This window comes from Bacillus sp. EA-CB0995 (assembly GCF_055814245.1).
Genome location: NZ_CP169269.1, coordinates 3,796,635 through 3,815,862 on the forward strand (window position 1 = coordinate 3,796,635; position 19,228 = coordinate 3,815,862).

Below are 19,228 nucleotides of genomic sequence, written 5' to 3' on the forward strand. Positions count from 1 at the left end.
TCAATCATCATAAAAAAAGATTCTACCACGATAGTAGAATCTTTTTTGCAATCTTTTTTAGTTATGGAAAGTCGGTTTATAAAACGAACGATTATCAAGCGCAAAGACACGCTCTGTATATTCACCTGGTTTTGTACGGCTTAACGCACGATCCATCATGTTCATCTTCGCATCTAAGTTATCGATATAATGGAGAATTTCTGCTTCTTTTACAAGCGGCGGCTTCGGACTGCCCCATTCTGCTTTGCCGTGATGCGATAAGACGATGTGCTGAAGAATCAATATTTCTTCTGCTTCAATTTGTAGCTCGTCTGCTGCTTTGCCAATCTCATTTACCATAATCGAAATGTGGCCAAGCAAGTTACCTTCTAACGTATATGTTGTTGAAATTGGCCCTGATAATTCAATAACTTTACCAAGGTCATGTAAAATAACGCCTGCATATAATAAATCTTTATCAAGAGACGGATATAACGTCGCAATTGCTTTTGCTAAATCAAGCATTGATACAACATGGTACGCAAGTCCTGAGACAAACTCATGATGATTTTTCGTCGCTGCTGGATAATCTAAAAATTGACTTTGATACTTATTCAGCAAATGTCTTGTAATGCGCTGAATATTAGAGTTACTCATTTCAAATATGTACTGTGTAATTTTCTCAACCATATCTTCTTTTTTGAGTGGCGCCTTTTCCACAAAATCCGAGATATCCGTTACTTCATTCGAATTTGCCACTCGAAGTTGTTTTACGCGAAGTTGAATGCGTCCTTTATAATTTTGAATATCTCCCGCTACTTTTACGATTGTTTCCGCTATATATTGCTTCTCTACTTCAGGTGATACGTCCCACAGCTTCGCTTCAATGTCACCGCTTTGATCTTGCAAAATAACTGTTAAAAATGGTTTTCCGTTACTTGCAATCCCTTTTGTTGCCGACTTAATCATTAAAAATAACTCGACTTGCTCACCAACTTCATACTGCGCAATTTTCTTTTTCATATTCTTTCCTCCACCGTCATCGATATTGTTAGTATAGCATAACCTCACTACTTTAACCTTTGCATTTCATCTTCTTCAAAGAAAGATAGAAGATGTTTATGACAAGTAAAGAAAATGACTTGCCGTTCTTTCGCTAATCCCTTCATAAGATGCACAGTCCGCTCTGTCCGCAGTACATCAAAATGTACAAAGCTATCATCAATAATAAACGGATACTGCCCTTCAAACGTATGCGCTAACGCAAACCGCAGCGATAAATAGAGCTGCTCTGCTGTTGCTTGGCTTAATTCATGACTGTAAAAACGAAGTCCATCTTCTCTCTCTACAATAAACGGCTCTTCTGCATCTGGCGAAAAGACTTTTACATATTTTCCACCTGTTAAATACACAAAGTATTCTTCTGCTTTTTGCAAAATGCGCGGCAGCTGCACTTCATGATAATACTTCTTCGTTTTTGTTAATACAGCCTTTGCCGCAGCATATGCAGCCCACTTTTTCACTTGCTCACGCACTTGTGATTTTTTTAGTTCCCATTCATGAAGCACATCACCGTACGTACGACCATCTTCTAATTGGGAGATATCAAGACGCAGAGCTGCCAGTGTATTCGTCAATTCTTTTTCCTCGCGCATCAATTGTTCTAGCTGCTCCTGCTCTTTTTGGCGCTCCTCTTCGTAGCCTTCTAAACGGTAACCAGTCTCCAGCGCCGCAGTCATTAACCGTCCTTCCAACAAATCCATTTGCGGAATTAACCGATCAAGCTGTTGCTGCTTTTCTTCAATCTGCTCCGCTTGCTTTGCTGCCGTTAAAAAGGCCTCTTCATCAGTTGCTCCGGCAATATCCCAAAGCTGCTGACGTTCCTCTAAAAAATGATGAATTTGCTGTTGCACCGCAGCTTGCTCTTCTTTCCACGCAGCATCTTTTTCTTCCAGTTGCTTTTTCTGCAATTGCTTTTCCTTTTCTTTCTGCACATCTTTACTCATACCATGTAAATATAACGACGGTGTGTCCATGTTTCCTTCTGTAGAAACAGTTAGCTTCATTAGTTTATGTTCAAACTGCGAAATCATGTCTTCCTGCAGTTCTTTTCGTTCTTGCAGCTTTGCTAACTCACGATACAATTGCTGCATCTTTTCAATCCGTTCAAACGCCGGCAATATGTGAGCGTATGTAAAACTATCTGGCAGTGCGTACATCTCTTTATACGATTTCACCTGCTCATTCACCTGAAACAAATCACGCTCCCACTCATCATATTCAGAAAGAACGCGTTCATATCCTCGCTCAATTTGCTTTAACTTAAATTCCTCGCGTTCTAGCAACTTCCGCACTTCATCATCCTTCTCCAGACGATACCTTATTTCAAGCGCTTCATTACTCTGATGTCCATCTGACTCAAGCCCTTTAGAAGCAGAGCCCATATACATCACATACAAAACGACAAGGCCAATTAAAAGAAAAACACCAACAAACAATAACTTGCGATTATCCATTAAAACGCCCGCAAGCAGCAGCAAAGCATTCATAACGAACAGTACCATCGCAGCTTTATTCATCTGCGGTGCGGTGTTACTTCGTTTCTGTCTTTGTCCTCTTTGCTGGGACGCTGCACTTTGCGCTTTTGGCAAATGTCTCTCCCGCTCTTCTTCAGACATCGTTTGTGCCTTGAGCCTGTTAACTGCTTCCTCTTGTTCCTCTAACTGTTCCTGATCTGTTTTAAATCTTTCATCTAACTGCTCTTTACGCTTCTCTAACTCTTTTGCTTGCTGCATTATTTGCGTAATTGTTTCCTTCATAGCCAAGCTCGTATTGAAAGAAAGAACGTCCTCACGCGCAAACGCTATCCCGATTTGCTGCTGCAAATTTTGTATTTCTTCTTCTATATGTGAAATACGCCCCGTCAAATCCCGCACTTCTTGCAGCGCTGCTTCATATGACATATGCTGCAAACGAAGCTCTTCCACATACACCTCTTGCTGAAGCAATTCTTCATTTACTACTAGCACTTCTATTTCAGTTTGAGCTGCATTCAATTTCTTTTGCAGTGCATCTCCTTGCAGCTGAAGTGGTTCAAGCCGTGCTTTTACCGCTTCATAACGCTTTAGACCATCAACTGGAAACGCATGTCCCGCATGTTGTTCTAAAAAGCGTTCACACGCACGTTTTTCTAGAAACAGTGGCTGCAACGCTTCTAACACTTCGTAATCTTGTTTTCGTTTTCCTGCTTCTTGCTGCTCTGTGCGAATGACGGTAAGGCGCTCTTCTATGCCCTTTTTCTTTTTCACAAGCTCTTCATACGCCGCAATCTTCCCTTGCCAATCAGCCAGCTGATCTTGCAGCTTTTTTAACTCCTGCAATGCAACATTAATTTCGGGCTTACGGCCATTTGGCTTAAAGCGCTGCTCCATTTCTTTCTCAAGCATTTTTTCGAGTCGTAATAACCCGTCGCTGCCAACTGCACTTGCCGAAAATAAATAGTTACCAATATCGTTTTCACCGATATGGTGAATATTTTGCAAACCATGCATATCAAATGAAAAAACAGAATCAAACAGCTGCTCATTCATTCCGTTTAACAGCTGCTTTAAAACATCTTCTCCGCCTGTTTTGCCATCCGCAAAATAAACTGTCACTTCCCCGGCCGCTGTTTTCGGAAGACGTTCAATTTTTAATCGTCCATACTCCTCAGTAAAAGCCGTAATTGCACCGCCGTATTTCCCGCCTTCTTTCGGCTCATAACGGCGCTGTCCCCTCGTTGGAAAACCAAATAAGATGCTTTTCATAAACGAACGAATCGTTGACTTACCCGCTTCATTTTCTCCGTACAATACAGTAAGCATGGAAAGGTTCAGCTCGACATTTTCTAATTTTCCATATCCGTAAATATGAAGCTTCTCAATTCTCATGCTTTACTCCTCTCTTGCTCTAGTAATTGCTCTAAAATAATATTCTCGGCGCCCTTTTGAATCTCTTTCTTTTCTTCCTCAGAAAATGAATGAAGCACCTTCCTCGCAACAGGTGAAGTCCAAATCGTCCGCAGCACCTCATCCATACTAGAAAACGCTTCAAGCTCCTGCAGCACATTCCCAATAAAATGATTCTCTTTCTTCAGCTTCTCAATTTCCGCAAACGAAATCGTTTCATTCTTCCATTTCACGACGTGTACAAAATTACTGCGCTCCTCACCTGACGCTACAATATGAAGGATTTCCTCGACGCGCTTCTCATCACGTAAATAAGAAGCAAGCGGGCCTTGTCCTGTAAACGTCATCGTCACAAGTAAACCTTCCTCTTCTTTTCGAACACTGTTCATACTCTCTGTACACGCATGAATAAGATCATCAACTGTCTCTAACCCATCAATGTTGATAGAAATCTCATCCCAAACAACATCTGCCGTACTGAAAAATGTCAATTCCGCCCCTTGCTTAGACAAGGAAACAGCATACGCACCTTTCTCCCCTGTTTCCTTTCGGTGCCGTCCTTGAATATTGCCAGGATACACAATGCACGGTTCTTCCGCTAACACTTCACGCTTATGTATATGACCAAGCGCCCAGTAATCAAACTGATTTTCCTTCAATTCACGAATTTGAAACGGCGCGTACCGATTATGCTCGGCATCTCCTTCCACGCTTCCATGAAGCATTCCGATATGAAACGGTGCATCCGTCATCTTTTTATATTGCTCTGTCATATTATCCGTCACAGCTTGTTGCTGATAACTAAATCCATAAATGGAGGCAAGCAGCTCCCCGTTTTTATAAAATGATTTTTCTTCTATATAAGGCTCTGTAAAAATATGTACATTACTCGGAAACTCAATTGCCGCCCAGCTTCCACCTAAGTGATCATGATTACCGTGAATCACATATACGGGAATGTCATACTGCGCCAAACGCTTCATTTGCTCACGAACAAACACCTGCGCCCGTAAACTTCTCGTCTCCGCATCATACAAATCACCCGCAAGCAAAACAAAATCAACCCGTTCTTGAATCGCTTTATCAACAATGCGCGCAAACGAACGAAACGTACTTTCCTTCATTCTTTCCCATATAAAAGCGGGCACATTCAATTCCATCCCTTTAAACGGACTATCCAAATGCAAATCTGCCGCATGAATAAACTTTACTTCTTTCACACTGTAACGTCCTTTCTCCGTCATACTTGGCTCTATTTTAACACGGAATGTCACATGCTTGTCTTATTCCAAGGCTAAAAAAGAAGCAACTGAACGTCATAGTCTTCAGATTAAAAGTTTATATAAAAAAAATTTTAGTCTTCTATAAAACAATGAAAATAAGCCAGATGTAAATAAACATCCAGCTTATTTTTATTACCTCGCTCGTTACATTTTCCTGTTTATGCTTTAGCCTTATTTTACTTTCGCTTCCTCACCTTGTGTTTCCAACTTATTAAGTAATTCATGATATCTTTGCATTTCTTGCTCACTACTATCCCAGTTTTCTCCGTAAATATGATTAATTTTGTTTGCTGCAATTTCTAATATAAAAGTGCTATCATCACTTTTCACTGATAAGTACGTATTTGTTCCTTCTTGATAAATTTTAGCAGGATTTGAATTTTTTAATTTCTCTACACTTGATTGCCCTGCCTTTTCCATAACAACTGGCACATAAGGATCCGCTACAATTTGGCGAAGCGAATTCTCGCTGAAGTCACTTGTTTTTAATGAATGTAATGTTAATGCAGCCGTATACACACTTAGATTTGTTTGCTCTTCTTTAAGTTCTTTATCTCCAGACTCCACAACAGCTTCCCTATCTTCTTGGCTTATATTCGGCATCGCATTTCCATTTGTTTTATGATTAAGGTAATATAATTTCCCGACACGGTAAACGAGAGTAAGAGACAGCGTAATTAACAAATAAATATACCATTTGTTATATCGCCAAGATTTATTTTTTTCTTCATCTCTTCCATCCCGCCAGCATCTATCTTGTCACGATTTTTCTCCACTTCATTCATCCTCTTTTCTCATTTACGCATAAACAAATGCATTCAGCTTTCGTAATTGCATATTTCTCTAATTCTGTAAAAATATCATAACAAATAGAACACCTTCAGTTTGTCATATTTCGTCGAACAAATACAAAAAAAGGGTTTTATACCTTTTTATTCAAAACAAAATAAATACAAAATTCATCTTACTTATTACCAATAATGTCACATATTTCTTTTGCATAATCGCCCGTTTTATGACACAATAGTTATAACATTCTGATTATTTATTTTGGAGGGAATTTTCATGGGCGTATACACACTAACAGTTTTCGAAAAGGACGGTTCCAAAGTACTAGACGAATCATTTGAGGCTGCGACTGAAACAGAAGCAAAATCAAAAGGCGAAACCCTTTTACGAGAAAAACAATTGTATGACCATACCCACCGCTGCACATCTTCAAGCGGAAAGCTTGTCTTATTCCAGCGCTAAAAAAGAAGCGTCAGAACGCTTCTTTTTCACACTATATCTTCTTCACACCACAGAAACACAACTTCTACGATTCGATTACCTAATCGAACGCGCTTATTCCACATTCCTGCTTGAATAAGGCGCTTTAACTCATCCTTCATTTTATCCGTCCAATCAAGAATACTCTCTTTCTTATCATACGGATAAATACTTGGAAACTCTTCATGCAAGAGACGCAAACTTTCCGCATCCAGATGAAAATGAAAAAATAATTCGCAGTAAGAGAAGGCTCCTGCAATTGTAAAAACTGGTGGTCAATTTGCTTTTTATTGCGATAAAACGTAAAAATATTGACCTTCCCACTCGTAATTTGATCAATTTGAATTTCGTGCTTTTCAATAATCACGCTGTTCAGTCACCTCAACATATACTACTTCTAGTATATATCTCTTTAACAGAGAAGTTAACCACTTTCATATGGAAATTCATCATTCCGCCAAAAATACAATCAGAACAACTCAAAACAAGAAAGGAAGCGATTATATGCATTTCGGTAGCAAAGGTTGGTACGTAAATGAGTTAAAAAAATTAGGTATCCGTACTTATGAAGGTAGAAAACTAGAGTCATATCGTACGCATATTTTGGCTGGGTTGTTAGAGAAGGTTAAGAGAGAGTCGGCTTAATGTAAAGAAGCTCCTTCTTACACAGGAGGAGCTTTTTTGTTTGAAATTAAGTATAGAGAAAAATGGATAATATAGTTTTATTTCCTATTATAGAAAATACTCTATATTTTTACTTTATGGTTTATGACAAATTCGCATTCAACACGTATACTGCTGCTGGTACATACTGCATGAACGTTCCTCAAGAAAGTGTTGATTGACGATACAGTTGATAACAGAGCAGGATCGTTACATTAAACATGAAGGAATATTGGAATCAGTGACGAATTGTTCGATTAAATTTTTTAGGAGATGATTGATTTGAAGTTGTTGCAAATAAGACTTTTGGTCAAAGATTTTAAGAAAAGTGCCATGTTTTATAGAGATTTATTGGAGTTTCCAGTTAGTTGGTACGAGGAAGACATGGAATATGCGCTTTTCAATAATGGAGAGACGAAAATTGAGCTTGTATCTCGAAAAATGATGGCCGAATTGGTCAGAGAGGGAAATAAGCCTTTAGAAGCTGAGTCTCAATCAAAATTCTTGCTTCAATTTGAAGTTGAAGATGTCGATAAGACTTATAACCGGTTCAGAGAAAAAGGAATTGAATTTGTTAATGAACCGCACGATCGTAAGGAATGGCGATCACGTATTGCACATTTTCGCGACCCTGATGACAACTTAATTGAAATATATAAAATGCTATAATTTGATTGGTCAAAATGAAATTTTATAATCCTAAACACCTTTAATCACACAGTTCGATTTATTTGAACTGTGTTAATTTTATTTGTGAGAGTAGAATTTTTACGGTAAACGAACAAAAAGGATGGTGTTTTTTTACGTATTTCTTCTATGTATTCTTTTTCATTTAAAGTTCTTGTTGTAAACTGGCATCGCAATTCCTCCAATGCTTTGATTCTATTATTTTGCCACGCAAAATTTACCATTATCCTTGAAATACATATATGATATCCGCAGAAAAATCCACACTTTCCGCAAGTAAAACAAGCTTTCCTTTTCATACTCAAGCATATAATGTTAAAAATTCAAAAGGAGCATGTTCACATGTATTACGGAACAAAAGGCTGGTACGTGTATGAGTTGAAAAAACTTGGGATTAATTATCACGAAGGACGGAAGTTGGAGAGTTACCGGGCGCATGTTTTGCGGAACTTGTTATTGAAAGAACAGGAGGAAAGAGAAAAAGAAGATAAATAAGACCTCTACGTTGGTGGCGTAGAGATTAGAGGGCACTCATATAGAGCCAAGAGAAACCTTAAGAAATTAAGGTTTTTTTCTATAGAATTGAAGTTTCCTTTTATTGTCTAGACAGCATTACCAAGAAATGTTATATTACCATTTTGTAATTATCATGAAACTAAAAAAGGAGGAACCTTGCATGCAATGGTATCTACAAGCATTTAAAAACTATGCAGGATTTCAAGGGAGAGCTCGTCGTAAAGAATACTGGATGTTCTTCCTTATTAACTTAATTGTCACTATTATATTAGAAATTCTTGTGGCAGTATCATTTGTATTTTTGATACCTTTCTTACTTTATGCTGTCGCAATCATATTACCATCCTTAGCTGTTGGTACCCGCAGACTGCACGATACCGGAAGAAGCGGATGGTGGCAACTGCTGAGCCTTATTCCTTTTGTTGGTGGTATCGTTCTCATTATATTCTTTTGCCGGGATAGTGAAGAATACGATAACGAATATGGCCAATACCCTAAGTTTGACACAAGCTATTAAGGGTATAAACGAAAAATGACTTGAGTTGCTACATGTGTAGCCTCAAGTCATTTTTCTATTTACTGGATGATTAGCCCCAAAATCAAGAGATGTTTCCTCCACCCCTTTTAGGTATTACTGTCGTTTGACTATACTAATCTACCATTTGAAATTAACTGTACCCCTATCTTCCGCTTCTTCTGCACCATTGATCTGTATTGGCTTACGGAAGTTTGATTTTGGTTCAGGCATTTTGCTGTCAGCACCTTTGATGCTTTTCCAGATAGCTTCGTTAAGCAGCGGTTCAGACGCGCTGTCTGAGACCTCAAGATTCATTTGGGCTGATTCAGCGGCCATTGGAGCGTTCTTTGGATTTAGCTCGTCAAGTGACTGCTTTGGAACGATCGCCTTATAAGGGTTATAATTCGGCTTATCTGTAAAACTATTTACCATCGGAGTTGCTGCTGCGTCAAATTGTGTCATCGGCGGTACTCCAACAATCAATTCCATCGTACGCAGCATGGAAGTGGTCGTATAGAACGTGGAATCCACCTTGCCCGTTTGCGTATACGGACTGATTACAAGAGCTGGCGTACGGTGAGCGTCAACGTGATCGGAGCCATTTTGCGCATCGTCCTCGGTAACGAAAATTGCTGTATCCTTCCAAAATTCGGAGTTCGAAACAGCTTCTACGATGCGGCCTAACGCCAGATCGTTATCCGCCATCATCGCTCTCGCAGTCGGTCTACCTACTGATGTCCCTACGGTATGGTCATTAGGCAATCGGAGAAACTGGACAGTTGGCATCTTGCCCGCCTCTTCAAAAGTCTTAAACTCTTTTAACCACTCATCCGCTCTCTTCTGATCTTTGATGCTCAAACCATCCCCTGGGTAAGCAGCATCTGTTTTTGCTGCCAGCTTCGGCATCGTGGAAGGCGCTATGCCGTTTCGAGCATAAAATCCGTAATTGCGATAGTCGATGCCAGCTTGGTCCAAACTGTCCCATAAATAGGCATTATCAACATTATCGCTTGGTGCCGTAGAAAGCTTGTTTTCGCCTTCCCAATCATAATCACGTGCCCGTCCGCCGTACCAATGAGGCCAAGTCTTTTGCGTATACGAATTGGCCATAGCTGCCGTGGACCAATTCCAGCCATCGGCAGAAACATCGGCATCCGCATAAAAATTGTCGATCGTGACGAATTTGCGGGCCAACTCCCGGTGATTCGGCGCCGACTCATCCCCGAACAGATTCAAGCTTGGATCCCCATTTCCTTTTTCCAAAGAACCAAATACTTGGTCATAAGTCCGGTTTTCCTTCAAAATGTAAATCACATGCTTAATCTCGGAGGGATCCCCGACATGGCGAGGAATAACTTGCTTCGCCTCATTTGAGCTGATACGAACCTTGTCCCGTTCATTAAACCCGTTGTTCTCAACCACCTGCTTTGTATACTTGTTAAGCTGCCCTTTGTCCGGCACATCGATGATGGAAAGTGTTCCTTTTGTCATCGATGAGGTTTTTTGATCATCCGGAACACTCTTTTTAATAGTAGGATCTGGGCCATTCGGGTTTGGACCGGCTCCGAATCCTTTAGCGTTGGCCACAAACAGTTGCTCTCCATCCTTGGAAATCTCCACTGCAGACGGATACCAAGCGGTTGGAATCATCCCCTCGATCTTTCCATGTTTCGTATCGATGACGACTACATCGTTATTACCAGCGTTGGCCACATAGAGTTTCTCTCCATCCTCAGAAACAGCCATTGCGTTGGGACTGCTTCCCTCTTGTGCACCTTTGTAAGGAGAGAGATCAATCGTTTGTTGCACCTTGCGGGTCTCGGTGTCAATAACAGAAATGCTATCGCTATCACTGTTGGTAACATACAAAAGTTTTCCATTTGCACTTAACTTCATGGCGCTCGGATGGGAACCGACTTTGATCTGATCCACCGCTTCTCCTGTTACCGTATCGATGACCGAAATCGTATTCCCGCCCCAGTTGCTTACATACGCAAACCCACCGTCATCGGAAAGCTTAACAGTGTAAGGATTATGCCCAACCGGAATCGTTTTGGTAACCTGTCCGGTTTGGACATCAATGATCGACATGGAATCATTCAGGTTATTGGCCACGTATAGGAATTTACCGTCCTTTGAAATGTCCAGTCCCCCCGGGAAGAAATCCACATTTTCCGGTAGTACGATCGGCTGCTTTTCCGTTAGACGCTGTCCCTCGACATCATAGACGCGAATCTTTTGGTTGCCTCCGGTAGTAGCATACACATGTTTACCATCAGGACTATAAGTGACACCCCAAGTCAAGGATTCTGGATATTTGTACTCTAGAGTTTGAATGACTTCCCCGCTCTTCACATCAACGACCATTATGGAATGGATAGATTGTCCACTGTTAGCGTACAAAATGGTTTTTCCATCCGGGCTCATGACTGAAGCGAACGGTTTATCACCCAACTTCACTTGTTTTCCAGCAGGCGTGATGGTCCAACCGTTTGCTGGTTTTTCAATTTGTGCTCCCCAAGGGAATTGGTTATAAGCAGCCAAGGCCGCTGTTCCCCCACCGAATGTCAAACTTACAGCCATAGTTACCCCAATCCACTTCTTCCAATTCTTTTGCATATTTTCACTCCTTACCAAGATTTTGTATGAGCAAAACTACATAACTTGTCCAACTTCCACGATTTTTCCTGAATCAAGTGCTGACTTCCGATTCATCCATTCATAAATGATAGGGATGATAAACAGGCTGATGCATGTTGATGTAATCATGCCCCCTACAACCACAATTCCGAGAGTCTGTGTCACAATCGTGTCCCCCCGGACGTAAAACATAGGGGCAAAACCGTTAAGATGGTTGTACCCGCTGTCATTAAAACGGGACGAATCCGTGTCAGTGTGCCTTGCAGTACGGCATCTCGCGGAATCATTCCTTCCCTGAGATTCCGTTCGATTTTGTCCACAAGTACGATTCCGTTGGTCACAACAATTCCGGTGAGCATCAACAGCCCGACAAATGCGCTCAAATTCCACTCTTTACCGAATAGGATCAGCCCCCAGACGGAACCGATCAAGGCTAAAGGGATGCAGACGAGAACAGACATTGGAACCTTCCAGCCTCGGAAAAAAGTACTGATGATAAGGAGAACCAACAGCGTCGATACTCCCAACGCGATAGCCGCTTCGACCACCATTTGCTTCACCTGTTCCGAAATCCCGCCAAAGGTATACGTAACTCCCGGCGGCATTTGCACATCCTTCAAAATGTGATCCACTTGGTCAGTAACCTTTTCCACATTCCTTGAGATAACATCAGCCGATACGACTGCAAAAGGACGCCCATCCCGTTCACGGATAACCGGATTGCGAAAACTGTGCTGAAGGGTTGCCAACTTATTGAGAGCGACAACGCTTCCATCTGCTGCGGTAAAAGTTTCATTGGCTAATGCATCAATGACGTTTTGTCCCGGCAGGACGGTAGCATCTGCTGCCACAGGTACGGCTTCCACTGAAGTGACCGCATCATTTTCCAGGACAATCGGAACTTCCCCAGAATTGATTTGGACCGAGATTTTTTCCCCTTGAGAAAGATAAGGTTTGATTCTCTCTAGGACATCCTCCATTTTAATTCCAGTACGCTGAAGCTCTTCTCGATTGATGTTTAATAGATAAATAGAGTTGCTGTCATCATTATCCGCTGCCCCTTCCACACTTAAGCCCTGTACTAACTTCAGCTTGCTTTGGATAACTCGCGCCTGTTGTTCCAGCGTAGCGGTATCCGCTCCTGTAAGGACCACCTTCAACCTCGAGTCGTCCCCGGCGATATTCATATTCGTGACCGTAAACAACGCTTTGCTCGGGATCGCTTTGACTTTTTTGGTCAGCGCTGCTGAGTAAGCTTCCACATCTGTTCCCTTTTTCACCGCGACTGTGATGTTGGCTACATTATTGCGTGGAATCCAGCCTCCGCCTTCATCAAACACATCGTCAAATTGCGGTAGAAAATTAGAGCCAATCGTAGCCGAAAAGGTATCAATAGCAGGCTCCTTTCCTAGTACATCTTCAATCTTTTTCACCTCAGCATTAACCTGAGATAAGGAACTATTTTCCGGGAGCTCCACCTCAATGTTGATTTCTCCCGAACGTCCCATTGGCAAAACATTGGTAGGCAGGAGCAGTGCTGCAGCCACTGTAACAGAAAAAATCCCTGCACAAACCGCTGTCACTGTCTTCTTGCGTGGCAGTGCCCAACTAAGCATATGGTGAAGAATGTTTTCCATCCGTTTGCTGTCCCCCTTGAGGGAACCTTTATTCAACCAAAATAGCGACAGACCCGGTATCACTACTAGCGACACTACCAAGGAGGTTACTAGCGCGATCACCACCGACCAGGCGAATGTTGAGAATGCGGCACTAATCATCCCTCCAACTAAAGCGATAGGGATAAACACAGCCACCGTTGTTGCCGTTGAGGAGACGATCGCAGGGATCATTTCCTTTACAGCTCCTGCAATGACAGGAATCGTAGCCTTTCTTCCAGTCTCCTTAACCCGACGATAGATATTGTCCAAAATGACAATCGAATCATCGACGACCCGGCCCATCGCCACCACTAGACCGGATACAGTGAGCATATTCAGAGTAATGTCCATTGCTTTTAGAAAGCCCGTTGTCACTAGGAAACAAATTGGCAGCGTCAAGGCGATCAGCAATGTAGCCCGAACATGGCGGAGAAAAACAAAAACACAAATCATGGCAAACAAACTGCCTAATACCCCTTCCTTTAGCAGACCAAAAAGAGACTTTTGAACTTGAGCCCCGTAATCATAAAGGATGTTCATCTGCACGTCTTCGGGCAGTTTCGCCTGAATTTCATTCACCCGTTGTTTGATTCGATCCGATACGTCCGTCACATCGGAAGATGGCGTTTTCAGCACATCGATGAGGACGCTCGGTTTACCGTCCGTTCGCGAAATCGTCTTTAGATCTACCATACCTTCGGATACATCGGCTACAGAGGAGAGATCTATCGATTTGCCCTCAGCATTGCTTATCTTTATCTGCTTCAGCAGCTCAGGATTGATAGTCTCACCTGTTACTTGAATCGGAATTAGAGCCTGCTGACTTTGGATCTTTCCTTTCGGCCATACCGTATTGGCGGAAGACAACGCCTTCTCGACGTCTTTCAACGTCAGCCCGTTTTTTTCAATTCATTCATGTGGACCGTTACGACATAACCTTTCTGTCCTGTCCCCGTAAGGCGTACTTCTTTTACCCCCGGAACATACTCCAGCTCCTTCGCTACCTTTGTTTGGATTTCTGTGCGAAGCTGTTTTTCGTCGGTCGCTGTCCCTTCACTTACTAACCCGATTCTCATCATAGGAAAAGAATGAGTACTGACTCTCGTGACCACCGGCTTTTCGACTCCTGCTGGAAACTGAGAACCATTCAAGGCTTGAATAATCTCCTGCTCTGCCTTTTGCACGTCAAAGTTGAGCGGAAAATAAAGACTGGCAAACAACCCGCCATCATAGGAATTGGTTTCTAGATATTGAAGCCCATCTATTCCTCCCACAGCTTTTTCCACCGTACTTGCAACATCGCTTTTCACCTGATTGGCATCAAAGTTCTCCGCCCTTACCGTAATCATCAAGGTCGAATTGTTAATGGCAGGCATGTAATCACGCTGCATTTGATAAGCTGAAATCCCGCCCCACAGCATAATCAGAAGGATCGACATTATAACCAGCACAGAACGTTTCGTTACTGCTTCTATCAATCGTTCCATCGTTTTTTATCTCCTTCTTTAGCATGTAGAATATCGTCTGCTACCTTTTCCGTTCCGCTCTTTTCATTTTTTATTCGCTCTCCCTTTGTTGCCTTATAAAATATTTTGATTAAAAATACGCTATGAACATTGTTTTATCAACAAGACTTCGTTTTATCCCGCATTAACGGGCAGTAAGACCCCCACCTCAAGATTGAGAGAAAAGCAAAGAAGAAAGGAGGGAATAACTGCCCGTTAATGCTCGATTGGTTCAACTAACCATCAGTGTGGGATGAAGAAGACCCCCACTGATGGAAGTTTCACTTTATTTTTTGAAAAAAGGTTGATCAAAACCCCTCTGATGTTTCAGACCATATAATTTAGAATAAAGTTCGAGAAAAAATGTTCATAAGTCTTGTTTTATCAACGTTCTTATAAAATATGTACTGTATTTTAATCAATCTTTTTTATAAACGGTGCAACTTTATTACAAACGGTCGAGCTTTATTTTAAATTCCCCCTTCAGAATCAAATTTGCTTTTCTGCTTAATCGTAAGCGACAAAATTTAATAGAACGTGAATTGAATGTAAAATTTTCGTAATCTTATGGAAATGATAGAGGAACGAGGATTATGCGTTGAGTTCATCAGTATAGTTCTGAATTAGACAAGCGACTCGTCGTCATCTAAAACGTACAAATGATTCAATGAAAAGAAAATAAAAAAGCACTCCATCATGCACAGATGAGCGCTAATTTCTTCATTCTAATTTTTATAAAAATGATTCCGAAAATGACCCATTTTACTTTTGGGAGGAATCATCTCTGGTTACCATATCCTGGTAAGTCGCCTGTTCGCTTCCGATCTTGACATCGGCGATAAAAATCTTCCGTTCTTTTACCGGACCAGGTTTCGGTTCGCCGTACTTGAAATCTCTGGAACGGCTATATATGCAGAAGAATTCCAAGTTTCGATTTAAAAACAGGAAAAAGTTCGGCATATAACCGAACTTTTTTCATCTGTTTATCACTTCAATAAAAGATGTATTCCCATTGTTCCTAATTGTAGAATGGAATTTTTGATTTTCTAATGTCTCAGCAACTTGTTCTAATTTTTGTACATCATCATGATGAATGAGTAAACTGTCTGATCCACTTTCTTCAATGTGGATATGTTCAATATTACCAATGGCTTTGTGTACGGTTTGTAAAAAATCGGGTTTCATAAATAAGGCCTCCTATATTTACAGTTATTTGTTTCTATTATTTCCTTATTTATAAAAAATTAGGCCGGTTGATAAACCAATCTTGGTAATTTTGTTTTTTTAACTTGTATATGTCCTAACCATCAACTGACTCATTATTTTCAATAAGCATTTGAATTTGACAACTATAAGATTCTGTATTAAAGAAATCATTAAATAACTCCACCTCAATAAAACTTTTAACTTTTAAATTATATTCTTTTATATATTTAATTATTTTATTTCTACGTTCCTCCTCATTCTCTTTACTATAGGCTAAAGTTACATACTTTCCCTTTGGTAATATTTTTATATTTTGTTCCACTTCTATATTAGAATTCCCTTGAAATCCACTAAAAACATATTTTGGTTCTGCATCCCCCTCTGAATCAAAGTTATATATGATTCCTCTTTCCAGCGACATTTTTACTTCTTTATCTTGAATGATTTTCTCTAAATCTGAATAATAAAGTAACTCCTGTAAACTCCCCACTTCTTTACATGGTGCTACAATTACATAACGCTCTTCCAAAGATTTAATAGATATTTCATCATTATTTAATATCGCTTTAGAAGTCTCTACCTTCATATGTAAGCTATCAATGGTTTTGATTACTTCTTGCATTTTATTTATGTTTTCTTCTGCTTCATCTCTTTTTAATTGTAAAAATTGCAGTAATTTCTCCGTATCACAATCCTTAAAAATCTCTTGAAGTTCTACTATACTCGTTCTTAACTCTCTACAGCTTTTTATAATATCTATATGAATAAATTGATCTATAGAATAATATCTATAACCTGTTTCTTCATCAATATATCTTGGAATAAGAATCCCCATTTTGTGATAATATCTTAACGCTTTTATTGTAATGCCTTTCATTTTAGCAACTTCCCCAATAGAAAATAAGTTTTTCATCCGAATCGCTTCCTTTATATTTTTTCTTACATGACCGTTGACTCTCCTCTTAGGGGAGACCTTATGATCATAATAAGATATTTACAAGAAAATACGAAATTTAAATTTACTTATATAAAAGGGAGTTTATAAACATGGATCAAGTAATATACAGAAGCCTAGTTAAAGAAGATTATGCAGCAGTTAAAGAATTGATTGGTGAAGCATTTGGCTTCAATGAATTTATTAAGGATAAGAAATTTTTAGATTCAATATTAAACATCTATCTACAAAGTTGTATTTTAGGAAGTTCATTTAGCAAAGTCGCAGAAAGAAACAATAAGATTATTGGTGTTATTTTAGGGGATTCAAAAAAGACAAAAATCGTTTAAAGAAGGCTCATAATACTTTAAGTCTTGCCTATAGCATGCTTAAAGTATTCATGGCCAATAAAGAAAATAAAAAATTCATAAAAGAATTCGCAAAGGTTCAAGATGCATATAAAGAACTTATAAAAGAAAAAGAAGAGGATTTTCAAGGTTGTATACAGTTATTTATTGTATCAGGGGAATCTAGAGGTCTTGGAGTTGGGAAAGCTCTAATGAACCATTTATATAATTATATGAAAAGTATGGATGTAAAATCCTTATATCTATATACAGATAATAGATGTAACTATGGATTTTATGACAGTCAAAACTTTGAACGTATAAATGAAAAAGAAATTTATTTTGATTCAATGAAAGATAAACTTAATGTATTTTTATACTGTTATGATTTTTAACTAGTAGTAAAAACCGTATCACTTATTTGTGATACGGTTCTACGTAACAGGGCAGATGGCCAACTTCCCGATTTCGTACTACTTCGGCTTCCCTACGACCAACCCAAAGAAAAACAAATCTATCAATTGATCCATACTCCTCGTTATGCGTTCTTGATTCGACGCTCCCCAATGCCGCCCCAGCTCATTTTTGTACATCGTGAAGTACAGCATAATTATCTCTTCTGTTTGATCTCTATGAATGTAACCCTCTTGCTTTCCAATCGCGACAAACTTCATAAATAATTGCATGACTTTCTGCTCATTATAACTCTTCAGCCTTTGCATCAACCCACTCCCCTCAGAGAATGGGGATTTCTGAAAATTATCCGATATAATTTGTAAATTTTTAGCTTCCAGCAGCATGATTTCCTTCGTCTTTTCAGGAAAGGAACACGCTGAATCCAGAATCTTCTCATACTGCTCCAACTGTTTGTCCATCCAATTCATAAGCATGTCAGTATAGAGCTGTTCTTTTGTTCCAAAGTAGTTATAAATGGTAGAGGGAGAAACCTTCGCATTTTGAGCGATTTCATTCACGCTTACCTTTTGAAAACCATGTTTGGAGAACAATTCAAATGAGGAGCTGTATATCTGCTCAATTTTGTTCTGTTTCCGTCGTTCGAATCCGTTCATATTCTCCACCTCACTTGTAGTGTAGCTCAAGTTTTAGAGTAAATGCAGAAAATGTAAGTTTGTACCGGGGATTCGGATTTGCTCTAAGCAAAGAAACACAAATCGACAAGGTCCCCGTATATTGTATGTTCTATCAGAAAAATAGTTCGGGCAACGGAGATTCCGAGATTTCGACTCATTTATATAAATAAAAAAGTGGCCAATGTAATGGCCACTTTTACTAATTTGTATGCTTTCATCCAAAATAAAGAGAAATCTAAACTATGAAGGTTTCCCATTCTTTGTTAAAGTATGAATCCGTAACACTGTACTATTTTTAAAGCGGCGGATTTTCCACCCCTAAATGAATCCAATCTTCTTTTGGTGGACCATAAACTCCAAATGGTTTTATTCCTGCTTGACGCATAAGAACTGTAACTTGTCCACGATGATGAACAATGTGCTTAATTAGCCCCATTAGGATCGTAGCGTTTGATTCCTGTCTTCCAAATGCTTCTTGTATTTGCTTTAGAGACTCATCTGTCCATTGTTCTTCAATAACCTTGGCTGCATCGAGACTTATCTTTTTAAAGGTTTCAGCAATTTCCTTCGCTGAGGTTGGTACACTTTCTGCATTTCCTACTCCATCTATCTTCAACCCAAAATGAGCTAAATACTCTGGAATACTTGTTGTAAAATGCCACGCAATCCTTCCCAAAGTACGACCTTCTGTATAAACTTGTTGTTGTAATGATTCATCTGTCAAACCATCCAAAACTTTTTGAGTTAGTAATGCTTCCCTATTCCATTCATTAATAAAATCTGAAATTGTTACATACATAAATAATTCCTCCTCAATCAAATTTTTTCTCGAAATACAGTACAAAACATTCGTTTCTATATCTCGATTTCCCTTCTTGAATTAGAACAACTCATTGATAGATTTGTTCTTTTTTGTATGTAGTAATTTTTCGCTATGCTTTAACAAGTCGCTTTGCTCACCTTGACAACAAATAAGAACACTTGTT

Annotated in this window: 15 protein-coding genes and 3 pseudogenes; 6 read left to right on the forward strand and 12 right to left on the reverse strand. The window is 39.7% G+C overall.

From position 1 onward, the window contains the following. Window positions 1-57 precede the first annotated feature (57 nt). The 4 genes from yhaM to ACEWFJ_RS19550 form a co-directional block, all read right to left on the reverse strand. Window positions 58-1,002, reverse strand: a complete 945-nt coding sequence (gene yhaM, locus ACEWFJ_RS19535) for a 3'-5' exoribonuclease YhaM (RefSeq protein WP_429718096.1) — start codon at window positions 1,000-1,002, stop codon at window positions 58-60. 47 nt (window positions 1,003-1,049) lie between these two features. Next, entirely contained in the window at window positions 1,050-3,908 is a 2,859-nt protein-coding gene (locus tag ACEWFJ_RS19540) for an ATP-binding protein (protein ID WP_473689606.1), read from the reverse strand. Then, the gene (locus tag ACEWFJ_RS19545) at window positions 3,905-5,146 is read right to left on the reverse strand and encodes a metallophosphoesterase family protein (RefSeq protein ID WP_473689607.1); all 1,242 of its coding nucleotides are present in this window, start codon (window positions 5,144-5,146) and stop codon (window positions 3,905-3,907) included. The genes ACEWFJ_RS19540 and ACEWFJ_RS19545 overlap by 4 nt, the downstream gene beginning before the upstream one ends. Window positions 5,147-5,380: 234 nt before the next feature. Further along, window positions 5,381-5,812 carry a hypothetical protein gene (locus ACEWFJ_RS19550; protein ID WP_473689608.1) on the reverse strand — a complete coding sequence of 144 codons (432 nt, stop codon included), beginning with the start codon at window positions 5,810-5,812 and terminating at the stop codon, window positions 5,381-5,383. 462 nt (window positions 5,813-6,274) lie between these two features. On the opposite strand from ACEWFJ_RS19550, the gene ACEWFJ_RS19555 reads away from it, so the two are divergent. Next, entirely contained in the window at window positions 6,275-6,460 is a 186-nt protein-coding gene (locus tag ACEWFJ_RS19555; protein ID WP_154711722.1) for a YhzD family protein, read from the forward strand. Between the two features lie 26 nt (window positions 6,461-6,486). On the opposite strand, the pseudogene ACEWFJ_RS19560 reads toward ACEWFJ_RS19555, so the two are convergent. After that, window positions 6,487-6,845: pseudogene (locus tag ACEWFJ_RS19560) on the reverse strand (hypothetical protein). 137 nt (window positions 6,846-6,982) lie between these two features. Between ACEWFJ_RS19560 and ACEWFJ_RS19565 the strand changes: the two are divergent. The 4 genes from ACEWFJ_RS19565 to ACEWFJ_RS19580 all read left to right on the forward strand — a co-directional run bounded on the left by ACEWFJ_RS19565 (window position 6,983) and on the right by ACEWFJ_RS19580 (window position 8,861). Beyond that, window positions 6,983-7,123, forward strand: coding sequence for a YflJ family protein (locus ACEWFJ_RS19565; protein WP_473689609.1), 141 nt, complete (start codon window positions 6,983-6,985; stop codon window positions 7,121-7,123). A gap of 300 nt (window positions 7,124-7,423) precedes the next feature. Then, complete coding sequence (locus ACEWFJ_RS19570; protein ID WP_473689610.1) at window positions 7,424-7,810, forward strand: VOC family protein; 387 nt, start codon at window positions 7,424-7,426, stop codon at window positions 7,808-7,810. Between the two features lie 360 nt (window positions 7,811-8,170). Continuing rightward, window positions 8,171-8,323, forward strand: a complete 153-nt coding sequence (locus ACEWFJ_RS19575; protein ID WP_473689611.1) for a YflJ family protein — start codon at window positions 8,171-8,173, stop codon at window positions 8,321-8,323. A gap of 181 nt (window positions 8,324-8,504) precedes the next feature. After that, window positions 8,505-8,861, forward strand: coding sequence for a DUF805 domain-containing protein (locus tag ACEWFJ_RS19580; RefSeq protein ID WP_473689612.1), 357 nt, complete (start codon window positions 8,505-8,507; stop codon window positions 8,859-8,861). A gap of 138 nt (window positions 8,862-8,999) precedes the next feature. On the opposite strand, the gene ACEWFJ_RS19585 is transcribed toward ACEWFJ_RS19580, so the two are convergent. The 5 genes and pseudogenes from ACEWFJ_RS19585 to ACEWFJ_RS19605 all read right to left on the reverse strand — a co-directional run bounded on the left by ACEWFJ_RS19585 (window position 9,000) and on the right by ACEWFJ_RS19605 (window position 16,783). Next, window positions 9,000-11,480: a bifunctional YncE family protein/alkaline phosphatase family protein gene (locus tag ACEWFJ_RS19585; RefSeq protein WP_473689613.1), complete on the reverse strand. Its 2,481-nt coding sequence runs from the start codon at window positions 11,478-11,480 to the stop codon at window positions 9,000-9,002. Between the two features lie 36 nt (window positions 11,481-11,516). Next, complete coding sequence (locus ACEWFJ_RS19590) at window positions 11,517-11,666, reverse strand: hypothetical protein (protein ID WP_473689614.1); 150 nt, start codon at window positions 11,664-11,666, stop codon at window positions 11,517-11,519. Then, a pseudogene (locus ACEWFJ_RS19595) lies at window positions 11,663-14,646 on the reverse strand (efflux RND transporter permease subunit). Before ACEWFJ_RS19595 ends, ACEWFJ_RS19590 begins: the two are co-directional and overlap by 4 nt. 993 nt (window positions 14,647-15,639) lie before the next feature. Continuing rightward, entirely contained in the window at window positions 15,640-15,849 is a 210-nt protein-coding gene (locus ACEWFJ_RS19600; RefSeq protein ID WP_429751744.1) for a hypothetical protein, read from the reverse strand. Between the two features lie 115 nt (window positions 15,850-15,964). Then, a complete protein-coding gene (locus tag ACEWFJ_RS19605) occupies window positions 15,965-16,783 on the reverse strand; it encodes a MerR family transcriptional regulator (RefSeq protein ID WP_473689615.1) in 819 nt (272 codons plus the stop codon). Window positions 16,784-16,917: 134 nt separating this feature from the next. Here ACEWFJ_RS19605 and ACEWFJ_RS19610 point away from each other — a divergent pair. After that, a pseudogene (locus ACEWFJ_RS19610) lies at window positions 16,918-17,546 on the forward strand (GNAT family N-acetyltransferase). Between the two features lie 78 nt (window positions 17,547-17,624). Here the strand turns inward: ACEWFJ_RS19610 and ACEWFJ_RS19615 are convergent. After that, window positions 17,625-18,221 carry a TetR/AcrR family transcriptional regulator gene (locus tag ACEWFJ_RS19615; RefSeq protein ID WP_473689616.1) on the reverse strand — a complete coding sequence of 199 codons (597 nt, stop codon included), beginning with the start codon at window positions 18,219-18,221 and terminating at the stop codon, window positions 17,625-17,627. Window positions 18,222-18,537: 316 nt separating this feature from the next. Next, entirely contained in the window at window positions 18,538-19,041 is a 504-nt protein-coding gene (locus ACEWFJ_RS19620; protein WP_473689617.1) for a DinB family protein, read from the reverse strand. Window positions 19,042-19,228 lie beyond the last annotated feature (187 nt).